Origin of the sequence: Candidatus Tisiphia endosymbiont of Metellina segmentata (genome assembly GCF_964030715.1) — a bacterium.
GTDB lineage: Bacteria > Pseudomonadota > Alphaproteobacteria > Rickettsiales > Rickettsiaceae > Tisiphia.
In genome coordinates this window covers 1,410,811-1,430,204 of sequence record NZ_OZ034919.1, presented here as the reverse complement: position 1 = coordinate 1,430,204, position 19,394 = coordinate 1,410,811, and the positions used below count along the sequence as shown (strand labels likewise).

Annotated in this window: 21 protein-coding genes; 13 read left to right on the top strand and 8 right to left on the bottom strand. The window is 34.0% G+C overall.

Annotation, left to right across the window (positions count from 1 at the left end; genetic code table 11):
- Window positions 1–25: 25 nt before the first annotated feature.
- Complete coding sequence (locus AAHM80_RS07400) at window positions 26–844, bottom strand: glutamine synthetase (RefSeq protein WP_342260466.1); 819 nt, start codon at window positions 842–844, stop codon at window positions 26–28.
- Here AAHM80_RS07400 and pgeF point away from each other — a divergent pair, their 5' ends adjacent.
- The 4 genes from pgeF (at window position 845) to AAHM80_RS07380 (ending at window position 5,583) form a co-directional block, all read left to right on the top strand.
- Window positions 845–1,579, top strand: a complete 735-nt coding sequence (gene pgeF / locus AAHM80_RS07395) for a peptidoglycan editing factor PgeF (protein WP_342259769.1) — start codon at window positions 845–847, stop codon at window positions 1,577–1,579.
- Window positions 1,580–1,706: 127 nt separating this feature from the next.
- On the top strand, window positions 1,707–2,870 hold the full coding sequence (dnaN, locus tag AAHM80_RS07390) for a DNA polymerase III subunit beta (RefSeq protein ID WP_342259768.1): 1,164 nt from the start codon (window positions 1,707–1,709) through the stop codon (window positions 2,868–2,870).
- A 282-nt stretch (window positions 2,871–3,152) separates the two neighbouring features.
- The gene (gene sdhA, locus AAHM80_RS07385; RefSeq protein ID WP_342259767.1) at window positions 3,153–4,943 is read left to right on the top strand and encodes a succinate dehydrogenase flavoprotein subunit; all 1,791 of its coding nucleotides are present in this window, start codon (window positions 3,153–3,155) and stop codon (window positions 4,941–4,943) included.
- 4 nt (window positions 4,944–4,947) lie between these two features.
- Window positions 4,948–5,583, top strand: coding sequence for a histidine phosphotransferase family protein (locus tag AAHM80_RS07380; RefSeq protein ID WP_342259766.1), 636 nt, complete (start codon window positions 4,948–4,950; stop codon window positions 5,581–5,583).
- A gap of 72 nt (window positions 5,584–5,655) precedes the next feature.
- Here AAHM80_RS07380 and ltrA read toward each other — a convergent pair whose 3' ends face one another.
- Both ltrA and AAHM80_RS07370 read right to left on the bottom strand, forming a co-directional pair.
- On the bottom strand, window positions 5,656–7,188 hold the full coding sequence (gene ltrA / locus AAHM80_RS07375) for a group II intron reverse transcriptase/maturase (RefSeq protein ID WP_342259765.1): 1,533 nt from the start codon (window positions 7,186–7,188) through the stop codon (window positions 5,656–5,658).
- Window positions 7,189–7,840: 652 nt separating this feature from the next.
- The gene (locus AAHM80_RS07370; protein ID WP_342259764.1) at window positions 7,841–8,383 is read right to left on the bottom strand and encodes a hypothetical protein; all 543 of its coding nucleotides are present in this window, start codon (window positions 8,381–8,383) and stop codon (window positions 7,841–7,843) included.
- A 158-nt stretch (window positions 8,384–8,541) separates the two neighbouring features.
- Between AAHM80_RS07370 and AAHM80_RS07365 the strand changes: the two genes are divergently transcribed.
- From AAHM80_RS07365 to AAHM80_RS07345, 5 genes are all read left to right on the top strand, one after another.
- The gene (locus AAHM80_RS07365) at window positions 8,542–9,042 is read left to right on the top strand and encodes a helix-turn-helix domain-containing protein (protein WP_342259385.1); all 501 of its coding nucleotides are present in this window, start codon (window positions 8,542–8,544) and stop codon (window positions 9,040–9,042) included.
- Window positions 9,036–9,221 carry a hypothetical protein gene (locus tag AAHM80_RS07360; protein ID WP_342259536.1) on the top strand — a complete coding sequence of 62 codons (186 nt, stop codon included), beginning with the start codon at window positions 9,036–9,038 and terminating at the stop codon, window positions 9,219–9,221. The genes AAHM80_RS07365 and AAHM80_RS07360 overlap by 7 nt, the downstream gene beginning before the upstream one ends.
- Window positions 9,148–9,597, top strand: coding sequence for a transposase (locus AAHM80_RS07355; protein WP_342259535.1), 450 nt, complete (start codon window positions 9,148–9,150; stop codon window positions 9,595–9,597). Before AAHM80_RS07360 ends, AAHM80_RS07355 begins: the two co-directional genes overlap by 74 nt.
- A 234-nt stretch (window positions 9,598–9,831) precedes the next feature.
- Window positions 9,832–10,332, top strand: a complete 501-nt coding sequence (locus AAHM80_RS07350; protein ID WP_342259385.1) for a helix-turn-helix domain-containing protein — start codon at window positions 9,832–9,834, stop codon at window positions 10,330–10,332.
- Window positions 10,326–10,886, top strand: coding sequence for an IS630 family transposase (locus AAHM80_RS07345; RefSeq protein ID WP_342259384.1), 561 nt, complete (start codon window positions 10,326–10,328; stop codon window positions 10,884–10,886). The genes AAHM80_RS07350 and AAHM80_RS07345 overlap by 7 nt, the downstream gene beginning before the upstream one ends.
- Here the strand turns inward: AAHM80_RS07345 and AAHM80_RS07340 are convergent.
- Complete coding sequence (locus tag AAHM80_RS07340; protein WP_342259763.1) at window positions 10,883–11,149, bottom strand: hypothetical protein; 267 nt, start codon at window positions 11,147–11,149, stop codon at window positions 10,883–10,885. The genes AAHM80_RS07345 and AAHM80_RS07340 overlap by 4 nt on opposite strands.
- A 142-nt stretch (window positions 11,150–11,291) precedes the next feature.
- On the opposite strand from AAHM80_RS07340, the gene AAHM80_RS07335 reads away from it, so the two are divergent.
- Entirely contained in the window at window positions 11,292–11,792 is a 501-nt protein-coding gene (locus AAHM80_RS07335; protein WP_342259385.1) for a helix-turn-helix domain-containing protein, read from the top strand.
- A complete protein-coding gene (locus AAHM80_RS07330; protein WP_342259390.1) occupies window positions 11,786–12,346 on the top strand; it encodes an IS630 family transposase in 561 nt (186 codons plus the stop codon). Before AAHM80_RS07335 ends, AAHM80_RS07330 begins: the two co-directional genes overlap by 7 nt.
- Here the strand turns inward: AAHM80_RS07330 and AAHM80_RS07325 are convergent.
- From AAHM80_RS07325 to AAHM80_RS07310, 4 genes are all read right to left on the bottom strand, one after another.
- Window positions 12,312–13,475: a hypothetical protein gene (locus AAHM80_RS07325; protein WP_342259762.1), complete on the bottom strand. Its 1,164-nt coding sequence runs from the start codon at window positions 13,473–13,475 to the stop codon at window positions 12,312–12,314. The genes AAHM80_RS07330 and AAHM80_RS07325 overlap by 35 nt on opposite strands.
- Before the next feature lie 350 nt (window positions 13,476–13,825).
- Window positions 13,826–14,236 (bottom strand): ribonuclease P protein component, encoded by a 411-nt coding sequence (rnpA, locus tag AAHM80_RS07320; RefSeq protein ID WP_341748130.1) that lies wholly within the window; start codon window positions 14,234–14,236, stop codon window positions 13,826–13,828.
- Between the two features lie 3 nt (window positions 14,237–14,239).
- Window positions 14,240–14,374, bottom strand: a complete 135-nt coding sequence (gene rpmH / locus AAHM80_RS07315) for a 50S ribosomal protein L34 (protein ID WP_341748129.1) — start codon at window positions 14,372–14,374, stop codon at window positions 14,240–14,242.
- A 92-nt stretch (window positions 14,375–14,466) separates the two neighbouring features.
- Window positions 14,467–16,425: a lytic transglycosylase domain-containing protein gene (locus AAHM80_RS07310; RefSeq protein ID WP_342259761.1), complete on the bottom strand. Its 1,959-nt coding sequence runs from the start codon at window positions 16,423–16,425 to the stop codon at window positions 14,467–14,469.
- A gap of 38 nt (window positions 16,426–16,463) precedes the next feature.
- On the opposite strand from AAHM80_RS07310, the gene fabD reads away from it, so the two are divergent.
- Both fabD and AAHM80_RS07300 read left to right on the top strand, forming a co-directional pair.
- The gene (fabD, locus tag AAHM80_RS07305; protein ID WP_342259760.1) at window positions 16,464–17,393 is read left to right on the top strand and encodes an ACP S-malonyltransferase; all 930 of its coding nucleotides are present in this window, start codon (window positions 16,464–16,466) and stop codon (window positions 17,391–17,393) included.
- Window positions 17,394–17,471: 78 nt separating this feature from the next.
- A complete protein-coding gene (locus AAHM80_RS07300; RefSeq protein ID WP_342259759.1) occupies window positions 17,472–19,298 on the top strand; it encodes a ribonucleoside-diphosphate reductase subunit alpha in 1,827 nt (608 codons plus the stop codon).
- Window positions 19,299–19,394 lie beyond the last annotated feature (96 nt).

The following is a 19,394-nucleotide window of genomic DNA, read 5'->3' as shown; positions in this document are numbered from 1 at the left end:
TTCTAGAGTAGCTAGTTCTCTTTGTCTATTGAGTATATATAAAAAACTCCAAATTAAATAGCTCTAATGCTTCTGTTAATGATTTGGGGAATGACACTAAATTATATTGTTGATCAAAAGCATTGCCATATATTTTGTTGATATTATTTATTTTATCAGGAAATTTTAGACCTAGAAATATAGAGTTTAAAATAGTAAAAATTGCCAAATAAGGATCAGTGAGTGGATTTGCTATTCTATGTTCTAGTCTTTTAGGAGAGAGGTCAGGGATGCGCAGTGCAACAGTTCTATTATTATTACCAAAAGATACATTAGTTGGTGCCATAAAATTCTTATCCAAACGAAGATAATCATCTTCATTTGGCATGAATATCAAGAAAGTGTCAAGCATATAATGACAGATACTTTGAGCCATTAGATCAACATTAAGTATACAATTCTCCAAATTATTTGGAGATATAAAATTTACATGAAAATGCATACTACTACCATAATCGCTTGCAAATGGTTTGGCAGAAAAATTTACATTACCCCGTAATTTTTCTGCAATAATTTGTATTTTAGACTTAGTGCTACTAATTTTTTCTATATACTCAATTATGTTAGTGGAAGGCGGCAAATCTACCTCAAATTGATTAGCTCCTTTTTCTTTCTTAACTGCTATTCCAAGTAGAGTCTGAAATTCGAGTGGATCAATATTTTTGCTTAAATAAAATTCTATTTCCACTCCGATGCAAGCTATTAGCGAGTAGTCTGTTCGAAATTTCTTAATGATTTTTTGTAAAGCATTGTTCTTTTGCAAATGATCTGATAGTGTATGGATAAATTGCTGTAGGGTGGTCATGTGGATGAGTTTATAAAGAATAAAGTTTATTATAAAATTTTTGATGGAAGCTTCAAGCAATCTAGTCATATTTATAGTAAAAAAAATAAGTTGGGTGATTCTAGGATATTAGAAAGTGTCGAGAATAATCGGCTAACAGTAGTTAAACATTATGATGCCGAGAATATTGTTATCCTACAGCAAGTTCATGGTAACGAAGTTATTGATGCTGATAGTGATATTGAGACTGATCCCGAAGCTGATGGGGCAGTTACTACCAAAAAAAATCTAGTACTAACAGTACAAACTGCTGATTGCGTTCCTATTCTACTTAGTAGCGAAGATGGTAAGGTTATAGGGGCAGCTCATTGTGGTTGGCGTGGAGCTAAAGCTGGTATCACTAATAATTTGGTAAAACTAATGCATGAGAAAGGAGCAAAAAATATTAAAACTATTATTTGCCCTAGTATTCAACAATATTCTTATGAGGTAGACCAAGAATTTTACGATAATTTTATAAAGCAACGGGCTAAGAACTCAAAGTTTTTTAGTAGCTCTTTGAGAACAAAGCATTATATGTTCGATTTACCAGCTTATGTAGAACTTCAACTGCAAGAAGCTGGTATTAAAGATATAACAAGGATGCTAGAAGATACATATACTAACCCTGAGAAATATCCAAGTTATCGACGTTCCTGTCATACGGGAGAATTATATAACCGTACCATATTATCCACCATTGTAATTAAAGGATAAATAACTCTAGATGAGAATCAACTACATGGGAAACATATTTGTATTTATTTGTTAGATAGTATATAATATGTATACTTCTCCTACTTCAAGAGTAAGTTTGCACTGAGGTTAATTATGGATAAATAATATGAATAATAATAACTTAAAAACAATAGTTGAAACAAAAACATTAACTCATGCTTTGGCTTTTGCCAATTCTGTGGTAGAAAAACGTAACGTAATTGCTGAGCTTAGTCATGTTAAATTATCATCTAAGGATGGTAAGCTAGAGCTAATAACTACTAACATGGAAATATATTTAAGCCAAAAAGTAGCAGCTCAAGTAATAAGTGAAGGCGAAATAATGGTATCTACTAAAACATTAAATGACATAATAAGAAAGATATCTGATAATGATGTAACACTTAGTGTCTCAAATGAAACAGATCAACTTGAAATTCTAGGAAAGAATTGTGCTTTTAACCTACTAACCCTACATGCTAACCAGTTCCCTGCGTTAGATGATATTAATGTTGAAGCTACTTTAAAAATATCTTGTAGTGATTTTGTTAAAATGATCGACGGTACTTTGTTTTCGGTATCCGTTGATGAAACTCGTTATAATCTTAATGGTGTTTATTTCTACGTAAAAGATGAAGAATGTTGTATGGCTAGCACCGATGGGCATAGATTATCAGTGTCAGTAGTAAAAATAGCCAATAATGCTAGCGAATTTGGAGTTATTTTACCTAAAAAGACTCTCGAGGAAATTGTTAAGATATTGAAAGACCCTAAGAATATTCAACTGGAGGCTAAAATTTTTCTAAGTGTTAATAGGATTAAATTTGTTTGTAATGATATTATAATGGTATCAAAACTAATTGATGGAACTTTTCCGGATTATCAAGCTTTTATCCCAGTAGAGAACAACTATAAACTTACTATTAATACCAAGTTGCTAGCTGATGCTATAGATAGAGTAGCGACAATAACTATAGACAAATTTCAAGCAATAAAATTGATTTTATCAAAAGACTTGCTTGAAATTACCGCTTCTGGAGAAGCAAGAGGCGTGGCTAAAGAATGCATACCATGTTCTCTAGATGAAAGTAATTTATGCATTTTTGATCATGAAGATACTCTGTCTATAGGTTTTAATCCTAAATATCTTACTGATGCACTAAGTGCTGTGTTAAGTGCTACTAAAGCAAACCAAGTTGAGCTATACTTTTTAAATGCATCATCACCAATGTTATTGAAAACCCTTCAGAATCCTAAAGATGTTTTTGTGATTATGCCAGTTAAGGTTTAATATTTACCTGAATTCGATGTATAACTAACACGAAAAGGTTTTAGCAAAAACCGTCATTGCGAGGAGGCACAAAGTGCCGACGTGGCAATCTTGTGAAGAAGAGCTTAAATTACCTCGAGGTCGCCTAATAAAGGTAGATATTATTTCATGAGATTGGCCGCGTCGCCGCTTTCAGCGACTCCTCGCTAATAGACGATCAGCAGCCATTTTAATAGTGGTTATATAAAAAATGTAGGGTACTATGAACAAAAGGATTATTACAAACAAAAGGAATTTATATAAATGTCTAAATCTTATAATATTATCCACCATGAATTTGATGTAGTGGTAGTTGGAGCAGGTGGGGCTGGTCTTAGGGCTACTTTTGGTATGGCGAAAGAGGGCTTAAATACTGCTTGCATTAGTAAGGTTTTCCCAACTAGGAGTCATACTGTGGCTGCCCAAGGGGGCATTAGTGCTTCTCTTGGTAATATGGGGCAAGATGATTGGCGTTGGCATATGTACGATACAGTAAAAGGCTCGGATTGGTTGGGTGATCAAGACGCAATTGAGTATATGTGTAAACATGCAGCTGCAGCAGTGCTAGAGCTTGAGCATTATGGAGTACCTTTTTCTCGAACAGAAGAAGGCAAAATTTATCAACGTCCCTTTGGTGGCATGACAACAAATTATGGTAAGGGACAAGCAGCTCAAAGGACTTGTGCTGCAGCAGATCGTACTGGTCATGCAATATTACATACTTTATATCAACAGGCTTTAAAAAATAAAGCCCAGTTTTTTATCGAATATTTTGCCCTTGATTTATTAATGAATAATGGAGAATGTGTAGGGGTAGTTGCTTGGAATCTTGATGACGGAACAATTCACTGTTTCCATGCTCACTTAGTGGTATTAGCTACTGGCGGGTATGGTAGAGCTTATTTTTCTGCAACAAGTGCTCATACTTGTACTGGTGATGGAGGTGGCATGGCGGCAAGAAGTTCTATTGCCTTGCAAGATATGGAATTTGTCCAATTCCACCCAACTGGTATATATGGAGCTGGTTGCTTAATTACCGAAGGTGCTAGAGGAGAAGGGGGGTATTTAGTAAATTCTAATGGAGAGCGATTTATGGAACGATATGCTCCCGCTGCTAAGGATCTTGCTTCAAGAGATGTAGTATCAAGAGCTATTACCATGGAAATCAGAGATGGTAGGGGGGTAGGGGAGCATAAAGATCATGTATTCTTACATTTAGATCATTTACCGCCGGAAATTCTTCACGAACGTTTACCCGGTATTTCAGAGACGGCTAAAATTTTTGCTGGTATTGATGTAACTCTTCAGCCAATACCTGTATTACCAACAGTGCATTATAATATGGGGGGAATACCAACAAATTACCATGGTCAAGTGATTGATAAAGGTCAGGATAATCATAATAAGATTATTCCTGGGTTAATGTCAATCGGTGAAGCTGCTTGCGTTTCAGTACATGGGGCCAATCGGTTAGGATCAAACTCTCTGCTTGATTTAGTAGTATTTGGTAGAGCCGCAGCACAAAAAGCTGCTGAAATTGTTAAAGTAGGGCAAAAGCATAAAAGCTTGCCGGAGTCTATATTGGATAAAATAATTAGCAGATTTGATGGTATACGTCATGCTAAAGGGGGCCTACCAGTAGCTGACTTAAGACTTAAAATGCAAAAAATCATGCAAAATCATGCAGCGGTATTTAGAATTCAAGAGGTTCTAGATGAAGGAATAGAAATGATTGACCAGGCACGAAAGGAATATGCTGATATTCAGGTTAATGATAGATCATTAATATGGAATAGCGATTTGGTTGAAGCATTAGAACTAGCTAATTTATTAGATCAAGCGGTAATTACTATGCACTCTGCCGCCAATAGAAAAGAAAGTAGGGGGGCTCATTCTAGGGAGGATTACCCAGAGCGTAATGATGAAGAATGGATGAAACATACACTCGCTTGGATTGATGAGAAAGGTAAGGTGAAGTTAGATTACAAACCTGTAACTCTTACAACTTTGACAGATGAAGTAGATAGCATTCCGCCAGCTAAACGAGTTTATTAAGAATATGCTAAATTCACTAAAATTATGCCAAGCTTTAAATGAAAAAATATGGCATGATTTTGCAGGATCAATAGGTGTTATAGATAATGCTATTGGGTTAATAAAAACTATAGAGTATCAAGAGAAAGCTACTAAACTGGTTCAGGATAGTATAAATAGACTCATGAGCTATTTACAGTTTCATCGTTATGTATACTCTCTACCTTCTGAGGGGAACAAAATTGCTATTGCAGAAATTAATAGATTAAGTACTGATTTTTTAAAATCAAAAAATCATAATATTGAACTAGTATTCACAAGGTTAATCAGCACAAATATCGATGACAATATAGCTCAGATTATTATGTGTTTAATTGTTGCGGCATCTAGCAATATATACAGAGATGCTGTTATTAAGATTGAACTAGAGATACAAAATGACAATTTTATTGGTATAAAAATTGTAGTAACATCTCCAAACCTCAGGCTTGATCAGGATAGAGCAGATATTTTGCTTGGAAACAGAACTATTGATGATGTAAGTATCGAAAACGTTCATGAATATTACACTTACTACTTAATTACGGAATATGGTTATAAATTAGCTATTACTCCATCAACCGATTCAGTGGAGTATATACTCGTTGGAAATCTCTATTAGCAATTGCATAGATAGTAGGATAAGCAGAGTACATTACTGCACTCCACTCTCCGAGGAACCCAGCGTACGACTTTAACCGTACTGGGCTCGAGCATTTATAAGGCCTTGATAGACCCGGCTACAATTCATAACAGAGGGTAAAGCTCTTTTATATTCTTCGCGTTTTCGAAAATATTCAAAATAGCTAGGATCATAAGGCTGAGCATCCGCAAGTATCTTAGTATGACGTCTAATTTTGGTATCACCGGCTAATTTCAAGTTTAGGTAAGAAGTAGTAATATTTTTCTTATCATTATTCTTAATTTTAGCGTGAAAATGCCACCTTCTTGAGGAATCCATACGTTGGAAGTATTTTTGATAAATCCAATGGAATCCTTTATTGTAGTGTCTTTTTCGTGTCCATCTATAGAGCATCTTATAAATTCGATTATCAATATAAGAAAAGATGTTTGAAGCAGCTGAGTGTTTATAGTAGTTACTCCAACCAATCATCTTTGGGTTTAACAGTCGGATCAAGTCCTCTGTTGTTGAGCCAAAGTTAGTTCTGATTGTAGCTTTGATATCAGCGAGAAAAGACTTTACAGAAGCCTTTGTAGGCTTCGTAAGAAATTTTAACTTCTTACCGTATTTACGAATATGAAAACCAAGAAAATCAAATCCTTGACTTATATTAGTAATACGAGACTTTTCGAGTGATAATTGTAGCCCACGTTCAGCCAAGAAGTTTTTCACTAGTGGTATGACTTCATTTTCCAATATTTCCTTTGACTCGCCAGTAATAACAAAATCATCAGCGTAGATAATCGCATGGATTTTTCCACGATTCCTTTTGAAATGTTTGGCAAGTCTCTCTTCTAACCCCGATAGGGCTATCAGTGCAAGGCTTGGTGAAATTATCCCACCTTGAGGCACTCCTTGAATTGTTGCTACTAAACTAGCCTTTTCTATGTAACCAGCTCGTAAAAATTTCTTAAGGATGACTTTGTCCATAAGAACATTATTTTCTAGCCAGTTAAAACTCACTTGATCAAAGAAGGATTTAATATCACCCTCAAATATCCACGAGGCTGAGTTTTTCCTGCACAAGCAATTACAGCATTGTTCAATTGCATCCGCCACAGATCGCTTTGGTCTAAAACCATAACTGTTTTTATCAGCTATAGTTTCTGCAACTGGTTCTAAACTCAGTAAATGGAGAGCCTGCATGGCTCGATCATTCATAATAGGAATAGAAAGAGGCCTTTGACCGTTCTTCTTAGAGATATAAATTCTTCGAAGTGGTTGAGTTTTATATCCTAATCGTTTTATTGACAAGATTGCTTGCATCATTTGTCGTTTAGTACGCCAAATGATGCCGTCAGTACCAGGGCATTTACTCCCCTTGTTTTGTGTCACCCGTTTTACCGCAAGACACTTACTATAAAACGAGTGAGTGAGTAGCCTTTGCAAAGCACGAACTTTGCCAAAACGTTTCTCTCTCATAGCCTTTGCAATACGCATTTGTAGCCGTTTCACTTGAGAATCAGCTTTGTTCCATAGTATGGAATCCCACTTTGTTTCTTTAGCTGTAGGTGCACCAGTCAATGATGTGTTCACTGCTGTCATTTGCATTCCTCCATTAAAACAGTTCTATAAATTATCTTGCAATTAAACACCAGTTGGACGTTAGCTCACTTTCGTGTCAGATTATGTTTCAATCTGTATCTAGAACATTACAACCTAGCATTCGCTTTTTCCAACCTCCTATTCCTGCATAACTATAGTATACTTCACAGTATACCTTCCTGCATTTAATCTCAGGAGCTATACAGGGTTTCCACGTTTCGCTCAAAGAGTAATACTGACTTAGCTGCTTACTATAGACCGGAAAGCATACATAATCGCGAAGGAGCAAAGTCCTATCCTCCTTACTTACTTTCATCAATGGTTTCAGTCACTTACCATTGTCTAACGTTACGATCTCTACATAAGTTCAAATATCTTCAGCATATCAGTTACCTAGTGCTTATCCGGCTTATGTGACTACCAGAAAGACGATCTTCTCACGATTTTCATCCCGTACTTATTACGTACTTTGCTGCATTGTCCTACCCGCTCTTTATTCAGGGCAGTAGGTTCATCTAGCGATATAGATGGTTATCTCCTATTTACAGGGATAACAACTCTTTTAAGCGACTTCGTGTCGCACGAACCAATGTTAAGATAGTTGCGATGAGCTGCCACTTAATATAAAGTTCCAACGATTGAACCTTAATATTTAATTGTTCTTGACCCACAAATCCATGTTATATTGTTTGCAATATTCAAACATATCAACTGTGTTAGGATGGTGTATGCCAAATTCCTTAATTTGTGGCTTGCCAAAAAATTTGTAATTATATAAATCTTTGCTTTTACAGGCAGCTTTTGCTCCATGATTATACAAATAACTCATTTGGGCAACATTTTGACTTCTATCTCCATATAAATAATGATATATAACAAAAGCTTTTTTATAAGATTCTATAGCTTGATTCAGTTTATCTTGAGCAGATAAAATATCACCTTGTACTACATAAGCCTCTGCTAAATAACGATTTTTAGAATAATTTGTGTTCTCTGCATTTTTCTTGTCTTCTGCTAAGAACAGGAGGATAGCATTACTAATATATTCATAAGCTTGATCTACTTTACCTAAACCTAATGCACTTCTTGCCATTATTGCATAAATATCTCCATCTTCATACTCATTGTGTATTGAGTTATATAATGATTGAACCTGAGTATAAGCTTCTTGATATCTACCCAAAAAATTCAACATATAGGCTCTATACATATAAATTGTAAAAGCGTATGAGTCATTAATATGATGACCATTTTTTATAAATATTTCAATAACTTTATCTGCACACTCTAATACCAATTGCAATAATTAACGCAGTGGTGTAAAATGGGTTTTTAACTGATAAAGGTACTCAAATGGCTAGGTTAATATTACCGCAAGGTTTTCATGGTCATGATTTTATAAAAATGATGAAACATGAGCCGCATGGTCGAAATCGTATACGTTTATTGGCGATGTATTACCTTCAATTAGGCAAATCTTTTAAAGCCATATCTGAAATAGTGAAGTCACACTGGAAAACTGTGCAATCATGGCTCAGAAGATTTAGGAATCATGGTTTTGAAGGATTATTTGAATCACAAAGAAGCGGTGCCCCTAGGAAGATTAACACTATACAAGAGTCTGCTCTTTTTGATAAAATCAATACGCTCAGTGAAAGTAAAACTGGTGGGTATATAACTGGAAAGGAGCTACATATCATGTTACTTGAGGAATATGGTGCTAAATGTACTTTAAAAACAGTCTACAATACTATGCACCGCCTTGGTTTTAGCTGGATTACTTCTCGTTCAATGCATCCAAAGTCAAATCAAGAGACTCAAAATACATATAAAAAAACTTCCCAGACATGCTAACAGAATTATTACCAAAAAATATCGATAGATGTAAAGTTGATATATGGTCTCAGGATGAAACTCGAGTTGGGCAACAAGGTAGCTTAACTCGTATATGGGCTAAGCGTGGCACTAGACCTCGTAAAGTTCGGCAACAGCAATTTCATTTCAACATATATTTATGGAGCTGCTTGCCATGATACAGGAGAAGCTTTTGCATTAATTTTACCATATGCAAATACACAGGCAATGAATAAATTCTTAGAAGACCTTTCTCGCAGTATTCAAGGCAACCGACATATAGCTTTACTAACGGATAATGCAGGTTGGCACACAGCCAAAAAACTAACTGTGCCAAGCAATATCACTTTGATACCGCTTCCGCCCTATGCACCGGAACTTAATGCAATGGAACAAGTTTGGGAATGGATCAAAAATCATTTCTTGTCTAACCAATGTTATGGTGTATATGAAGATATCGTCACTATGGCTTGTTACGCTTGGAATCAATTTGCTCATAATGTAGATTTAGTAAAATCAATTATGTATAGAGACTGGATAAATACACCGTGTTAATTATTACAATTGGTATAAAGCTTCTTGATAGTGACCTTGCATCTCAAAGAATGAAGCTTTTATAATATATAGTGTATATATTTCATCTTCTTGCTTTACTCTTGATTTTACTAGCTTTTCTATCTTTTTAAAAAGTTCTTCAGATATTTTTATTTCACCTAAGAATATATAATACCAATTGCAATAATTAACGCAGTGGTGTAAAATGGGTTTTTAACTGATAAAGGTACTCAAATGGCTAGGTTAATATTACCGCAAGGTTTTCATGGTCATGATTTTATAAAAATGATGAAACATGAGCCGCATGGTCGAAATCGTATACGTTTATTGGCGATGTATTACCTTCAATTAGGCAAATCTTTTAAAGCCATATCTGAAATAGTGAAGTCACACTGGAAAACTGTGCAATCATGGCTCAGAAGATTTAGGAATCATGGTTTTGAAGGATTATTTGAATCACAAAGAAGCGGTGCCCCTAGGAAGATTAACACTATACAAGAGTCTGCTCTTTTTGATAAAATCAATACGCTCAGTGAAAGTAAAACTGGTGGGTATATAACTGGAAAGGAGCTACATATCATGTTACTTGAGGAATATGGTGCTAAATGTACTTTAAAAACAGTCTACAATACTATGCACCGCCTTGGTTTTAGCTGGATTACTTCTCGTTCAATGCATCCAAAGTCAAATCAAGAGACTCAAAATACATATAAAAAAACTTCCCAGACATGCTAACAGAATTATTACCAAAAAATATCGATAGATGTAAAGTTGATATATGGTCTCAGGATGAAACTCGAGTTGGGCAACAAGGTAGCTTAACTCGTATATGGGCTAAGCGTGGCACTAGACCCCGTAAAGTTCGGCAACAGCAATTCATTTCAACATATATTTATGGAGCTGCTTGCCATGATACAGGAGAAGCTTTTGCATTAATTTTACCATATGCAAATACACAGGCAATGAATAAATTCTTAGAAGACCTTTCTCGCAGTATTCAAGGCAACCGACATATAGCTTTACTAACGGATAATGCAGGTTGGCACACAGCCAAAAAACTAACTGTGCCAAGCAATATCACTTTGATACCGCTTCCGCCCTATGCACCGGAACTTAATGCAATGGAACAAGTTTGGGAATGGATCAAAAATCATTTCTTGTCTAACCAATGTTATGGTGTATATGAAGATATCGTCACTATGGCTTGTTACGCTTGGAATCAATTTGCTCATAATGTAGATTTAGTAAAATCAATTATGTATAGAGACTGGATAAATACACCGTGTTAATTATTGCAATTGGTATAAGTCATAGCTAGATTAGAGAGAAGATTTAATTTAATAGCGTAATAATCAGCTTCATTATCAAGCTTATCTAGAATATTTAATGCTTTAGTAAAATAAGAAATTGCTGTGTTAAAATCCATTAATATTGTTTTATAATACGCTCCCACTATTCCTAAGTACCTAGCATAATAACATTTTTGAGATTCAGGCACTTGCCATAATTTAAATTCCTTATTTTTCTCTTTTTGATAAAACCAATCAAACATTTGTTTGACTTTGTTGGGGCAGGTGTTTGCGTGTAGAGCAAATAACTCCACTCTTAAGATAAGTATTGCGGATAGATTAATACCAATTGCAATAATTAACGCAGTGGTGTAAAATGGGTTTTTACCTGATAAAGGTACTCAAATGGCTAGGTTAATATTACCGCAAGGTTTTCATGGTCATGATTTTATAAAAATGATGAAACATGAGCCGCATGGTCGAAATCGTATACGTTTATTGGCGATGTATTACCTTCAATTAGGCAAATCTTTTAAAGCCATATCTGAAATAGTGAAGTCACACTGGAAAACTGTGCAATCATGGCTCAGAAGATTTAGGAATCATGGTTTTGAAGGATTATTTGAATCACAAAGAAGCGGTGCCCCTAGGAAGATTAACACTATACAAGAGTCTGCTCTTTTTGATAAAATCAATACGCTCAGTGAAAGTAAAACTGGTGGGTATATAACTGGAAAGGAGCTACATATCATGTTACTTGAGGAATATGGTGCTAAATGTACTTTAAAAACAGTCTACAATACTATGCACCGCCTTGGTTTTAGCTGGATTACTTCTCGTTCAATGCATCCAAAGTCAAATCAAGAGACTCAAAATACATATAAAAAAACTTCCCAGACATGCTAACAGAATTATTATCAAAAAATATCGATAGATGTAAAGTTGATATATGGTCTCAGGATGAAACTCGAGTTGGGCAACAAGGTAGCTTAACTCGTATATGGGCTAAGCGTGGCACTAGACCCCGTAAAGTTCGGCAACAGCAATTCATTTCAACATATATTTATGGAGCTGCTTGCCATGATACAGGAGAAGCTTTTGCATTAATTTTACCATATGCAAATACACAGGCAATGAATAAATTCTTAGAAGACCTTTCTCGCAGTATTCAAGGCAACCGACATATAGCTTTACTAACGGATAATGCAGGTTGGCACACAGCCAAAAAACTAACTGTGCCAAGCAATATCACTTTGATACCGCTTCCGCCCTATGCACCGGAACTTAATGCAATGGAACAAGTTTGGGAATGGATCAAAAATCATTTCTTGTCTAACCAATGTTATGGTGTATATGAAGATATCGTCACTATGGCTTGTTACGCTTGGAATCAATTTGCTCATAATGTAGATTTAGTAAAATCAATTATGTATAGAGACTGGATAAATACACCGTGTTAATTATTATAATTGGTATAATATTATATTTTTCAGAATTATTTAGAAGGATTTCTAAGTTTTCTGGTATAGTTTTGGTACTTTTCCACAAATATCCTGAATAAGGACCTTTAAATTTAGGTAATTTGTTAATAATTTTTTCTAAATATATTTTATTATTATCACCATTTAATTCCATTATTTTATTGCTGATTATATCATGCATTTCAAAAATAGGATTATCCTTGTTAGGATCAATATTACTGATTAGCATAAATTTAGATAATTGATATATATCATCATCTAAAGTATTTGTATTATCAGTAATGATGGTAAGCAGCTGTTTTGAGAAACTTTGATTATTGAGTAAAGCTATTTTATTAAGTAATTTTACTGCACTAGGTTTTAATTCTTGAATAGCCATTTTAATATTTGTTGCTATTTTATCAGTCGATTGATAAATTTTCTTTTTATATTCCTCTTTATCTAAACCTTTAACTTTGTTAAGTAATTGAGCTCCTTGCACTATCAATATTGGATAACCACTAAAAGATTGCATTAAAAATTCGATATTATTATTATTTTTATTGTCTAATAAGTTATTAGCTAAAGCTACAATAGTAGACACATCAAGTAGGGGCATTGCTATAATATTAGATAACTTTTCATTATCTTGCGAACAAAACACGACCTGACCATTATGCTCCCAATCAATTAAATCTTGTACTTTTTTATTTTCATTAACTTTTAAATTATCAAACACTAATAACCATTTATTAGTAATGGTTAAATATGATATTACTTCTTTTTTTGCTAAAGCAACTTCTTCAGATATATTAGTTTGTTTGATAGTATTGAGTTGTTTGGCTAATTTAACAAATTGCTCGTTCAAATCAAGGTTACAATCAAAAAACCAAATTAGATCATAATTATTTTTATAAGCATACATTCTAATTAATTGAGTTTTACCTATACCGCTAGTACCCACTATACTTGCTTGTCTATATTTACTTAAATATTCATCAAGAATTTTAAGTTGTTGCTCATGATTGACAAAATAACTAACTGGAGTGATAAGATTAGATACTTGTACTTGAGCAAAAGTATTACTATAAATAATTAGTAATATGAATAATGTTAAAAATTTTTTCATATAATGAAACTGTTGAAAAATAAATTATGCCCTAACGGTACGTATAAAACATATTATTAACCTCAGCATCCGTAATGGAAGTCAATAAGAAAATAATAACTCAACTTAAGTTTGAATATTAATAATAAAAATCATTAAAAAGTAGGAAAGTTTGTTTGCTAATTCTGAACCTAAATTCCACTAGCCTAGTATCAGTATTATGCAATCCAAATTATTTCCAACTTAACTTACGCGAATTTGGGTAACTTGATGGTAGCTGAATAAGGGCTGGATTCCGCATCAAGGCTAGGATGATATTTTTTACACGAATGATAACTTTTGATTGCAGGAGGTAATTTATGCAGTAAGGATTACACCTGTGAAACTATCTTGTATAGTTCACTTAATAAAGTTGCAAATTCAATTTGCTCAAAACCTTTCCTAGGGATGACTATCATTGCCCAACTATTTTGTTTGAATTTTGATTCCTTGCTTAGCAGTCTAACTAAATGCCTAATACGTCTTTTGATTTTATTACGAATAACAGCATTTCCTAACTTTTTTCCGACTTTCATGCCAAAAAGTAATGTATTTGACGAATTATATAAAATCTCACTAGATTTCTTACATAGGTTGTCAATATTACCTTTTACATTTAGCTTTGCAAAGAGCTTAGTAGAATTCTTTGCTATTATTGTGATAAAATAAGGACTATGGAACTTTTTTCCTAACTTATTAACTAGGTCAAATTCTTTCTGATTTTTTAGGGATGAGATAAGCACTTACTACGCTGATAATTTTTTTCTGCCTTTTGCTCGGCGTTTCCTTAAAATTTCTCTCCCGCCGACAGTTGCCATCCTTGCCCTAAATCCATGTCTTCTTTTTCTTACTAAATTGCTAGGTTGAAATGTACGTTTCATAAATTCATATCCAATACGAAATAATATATTTCTTTATAGTCAGATAATGTTAAACTGTCAACTTAAATAACATTATTTAAACTAGGGTATAGCTATATTTCTCTCTTATTATCTTTAGTCTTTAAAAGATCTTGTTCTAATTTTATATTATTATTTCTATTGATAATAGATCGATAAACTTGCAGATTTTCCAAAACACGTTGAGTATAGTTCCTAGTTTCTGCATATGGTATTAGTTCAATCCAATCAATTATTTGTCGTAAATTCTTAAAGTCACGAGGATCACCAAACAGATTAATCCATCTTGTGATTCTACAAGGACCAGCATTATAAGCTGCAATGGCTAAAAGATAATTACCATTATATAGTTGTAAGTATTCTTTAAAATGATTAGTGCCAAGCATGATATTATATTTAGGGTCAAGAGTTAGCTTTTTAATATGACATTTACAGCCAACAGATTTAGCCGTATCATAAGCAGCTGTATCTGTAAGTTGCATTAGCCCCTTAGCTTTAGCTGTACTAATTGCATGCTGATTAAAAACTGACTCCTGTCTTATAATACTGTATGTTAAAGCTGGTTCTAGGGGGGTATTTTTTACTGCCTTAGTATAAGGGGTAGGGAAAGCATAATCCTTAATAAAAGTATGATGTTGACAAGCAGTTTTTGCTACATCTACTGTATGATAAATATTACCCTTTGTGCTAATGATATCGGTAATTAATACAATCTTAGATGGGGTTGATGATTTTTCAATAGCCGTTTTAGCATATAACAGAGCTAAATCATGCTTACCATATTTAGTCAAATATTTTATGGCTCTAATAATTTCACTATTTTCATTATTATGCTTAGTGGAGGTAGGCTTTTGTGGTAAAATGAAGTACCGTTTGTTAAGTTCGATATTAGCTAACTGTCCATAGAAACTATGGGAATACTTGCTGGTCATATGATAAAATTTATTCGCTTGCTCTTTATCCCCTTTGGCTTCATAAGTTCTAGCTAGCCAATATTGCCCCCTTGATACGCTTAATGGTTTAGCTGCAACTTTCATAAATTTGTTAAAATGACTTAAAGCAATATCAGGCTTATGCAAAAATCTAAGGGCAAGCCAACCACTAAGCCATTCTGCTTCTCTTACATGTTCGGGATCAACAGTAATTGGCATGCTAATTATCTTATAACTACTAGCAAAATCTTTCTGATCAATAAATTCTCTAGCATAATAAGATTGTACACGAGCCCAATAGGCGGAATGTCTTTTATCTTGCTTTACTTTTTTAAATAGAGCGATACTTTGGCTGGTAGGAATCTCTGTTTTCTTGGAATCCAAATAGTTAAATAATAAAGCTGGGGTATAATATTTTTCTGATACTTGTTGAAAAAGTTTTTCACTATCATTAGATTTATTTAAGATAGCAATTTGGGCAATAAAATTTTGTTTATAGCCATTACTGACATAATGCATATATTTTTTTGCACTACGCATATCCCCTGCCCATAAATATTCATCAATTTTTTTTACATGATCTTCTTCACATAATATATTTTTGAAATTACTCAAATAATTGCTTTCTTCTGCTTGCGTAAAAACCCCATAAATCCAACCATTTTTCATAATCTTCGCTAATTTTTGTGGATCTTTTATTAATTTCCTACTGGCTAAAGCATAAAATTTATAGCCTAAAGCAGTAATTGGTTCGTTTTCACTAAACCAGTTTACAATTAAAGCTTGGTCTGTGTTATAGTTTAAATATTGTTCTGCCATCTCTTTTAGTTTATCGACTTGCGGCCAGTGGGGATTGTTTTGTATAAATTTTATTACCTCTTCAAAGCTATTTTTCTTATAATTCGGGTCTAAGAATCTTTGAGACATAATAATTTTGATTAAGGTTTTATCTTTTGAAGTCTTTGCCATCTTTTCACAATCTTGCCATGCTTTTTTGTCTAAATGTATAAAAGTTTCTTTGACATAGTCCGATGCCATTGACTCTGATATTAATAAATTTAGAATAATTAAAACTATTGACAGTATTGTTGAAATTCTCATAATCGACAGCGGATAAATTAAATTATTATGGTATTATTATGAATAGAGCATTTGTCTTTCCAGGTCAAGGGTCACAAATGGTTGGTATGGGGAAAGAATTCTACGATAACTTTCAGGTGGCAAAAGAGACATTTGAAATGGTAGATAATACTCTTGGAAGAAAATTAAGCCATATTGTCTTTAATGGATCAAGTGAAGATTTAACTTTGACTATTAATGCTCAACCAGCACTAATGGCAGTATCTATGGCAATATTGAATGTCATTAAGCAACAAACAAATAGAAATATTACTAACCTGTGTTCATATGTTGCAGGTCATTCTTTAGGAGAATATAGTGCATTATGTGCAGCGGAAAGTATAGATATACAAGTAACTACCCAATTGCTAGCAGTACGTAGTAAGTCCATGCAAGAAGCCTATCCGGTCGGTCAAGGCTCAATGGCGGCATGTATAGGCGTACCTCTAAAAAAGCTTGAAGAAATCATCAAAGAGGTTATAGACCTTGATATAGCTAACGATAATATAGATGGACAGGTGGTAATTAGTGGTAAAACTATAGCAGTGGAACGGGTAATATCTATCGTAAAAGATTTAGGCTATAAAGCTATTAAATTGAATGTAAGTAGTCCTTTTCATTGTAGTTTGATGAAGCCAGCAGAAGAGCAAATGGCAAAGGCTTTAGACAAAGTAGCAATTAACAAACCGTTTGTTCCGGTGATACAAAATGTTACAGCTAAACCAATAACTAACCCTATAGAGATAAAACAAAACTTAATCTCCCAGATTTGTGGTAGGGTGAGGTGGCGTCAAACTTTAAACGAATTGGAAAATCTGAAAATAGAACAAATAGTTGAAATAGGTGCAGGTAAGGTTCTAACTAATATGCTGAAAAAAACTGATCATAAATTTAATTTGATTAATGTTTCGAGTCTTGTAGAATTAGAAAAATTTTTAGAAATTATGTGATTATGGTATTAGTGCTAAGACAAAAATCTGCTATGATCCCAATTTAATTAAAACAATAAGATATAAGATAATATAATAATGGCAACGCAAGCAAATACTAAATTTCCTATAGAAATTGATAAGAAACGAGATAATTTACTGACTAATTTTGGTAAAGCTGTCCTAAAGGATAGGTACTTACTAGCCGGAGAGGATTTTCAAGATCTATTTGCTAGAGTAGCTAGCTATTATGCTGATAATGCAAAATCAGCTCAGCAATTATATGAGTACATAAGCAAGTTGTGGTTTATGCCAGCTACACCGGTTCTTAGTAACGGTGGAACTGACAGAGGGATGCCTATCTCTTGTTTTTTAAATGAAACAGATGATAGTTTAGAAGGTATTGTAGATCTTTGGACTGAGAATGTTTGGTTAGCCTCACGTGGTGGTGGTATAGGAAGCTATTGGGGCAATGTTCGTTCTATTAATGAGGCAATTAAAGGCAAAGGCACTTCTTCTGGCATTATTCCATTTGTCAAGGTTGTCGATTCTATGACTTTAGCTATTTCTCAAGGGTCAATTAGACGTGGTAGTGCTGCTATATATTTACCAATTGATCACCCTGAAATTGAGGAATTCATAGACTTAAGACGCCATACTGGTGGTGATACTAATCGTAAAGCTTTAAACATGCATCACGGCATAGCTGTAACAGATGCATTTATGCAAGCAGTTGAGAGTGATGGAAATTTTCCATTAATCAGCCCTGCTACTAAAAAAGTTGTACGTGAAGTTAAGGCTAGAGATTTGTGGGTTAAGTTACTAACTACTAGAATAGAAACTGGAGAACCCTATATTTTATTTATTGATACTGTCAATAAATATATTCCGCAGCATCATAAAAAACTTGGGCTACAAGTAAAAACTTCTAATCTTTGTAGCGAGATTACCCTGCCAACTGGCATTGATCATTTGGGTAAGGTTAGAACTGCTGTGTGTTGTTTGTCTTCTGTAAATTTAGAATATTTTGATGATTGGCAAAATGACCCCGAGTTTATTCCTACCGTAATACGTTTTTTAGATAATGTACTTGAAGATTTTATTACTAAAGCACCTAGTACCATGGAGCGAGCTAAATATTCAGCAATGCGTGAACGTAGCGTAGGTTTAGGTGTTATGGGTTTTCACTCATTCCTGCAATCAAAGGATGTACCAATAGAGTCGGTAATGGCAAAGGTTTGGAATAATCAAATATTTGAACATATTCATAAAGAAGTTGATAAAGCTTCAGTAGTTCTATCTGATGAACGTGGTGCTTGCCTCGATGCAGTTGAAGTAGGTATTAACGAACGGTTTAGTAATAAAACAGCTATTGCTCCTACGGCATCAATCTCTATTATTGCTGGCAATAGTTCGCCTGGAATTGAACCATTTGCTGCTAATAGTTTTGTCCAAAAGACTCTTACTGGATCTTTTAATGTACGTAACAAATATTTAGAAAAGCTGTTAAGCACCAAAGGTTTTAATAATGAGCAGGTTTGGTCATCAATTGCAACTCATGAAGGCTCAGTTCAACATCTAACCTTTTTATCCAGCCATGAAAAAGATGTTTTCAGAACTGCTTATGAGATTGATCAAAATTGGCTTATTGATCTAGCAGCAGATAGGACACCACATATTTCACAATCTCAATCTCTAAATGTTTTCTTAGCAGGCAATGTAAGTAAGATGTATTTAAATAATATCCATTTTAGAGCTTGGAAAAAAGGGGTTAAGAGTTTATATTATTGTAGATCAACCTCAATTCAAAGAGCTGATAAAGTATCACACGATGTCAAGAAAGCGGATTTTCAAGATATTGAAAGAGATAATAAGAAAAAACAAGAAGAAGTTGTGTCCTATGATGAATGTTTATCCTGTCAGTAATAGACTTCCTGCATAATTCGCTTTTGCTGATAATTTGTGCGTCGATCCGGTACTCGAATCCTCACGTACATTTGAGTACGCTGCGGGTCGAGGTTC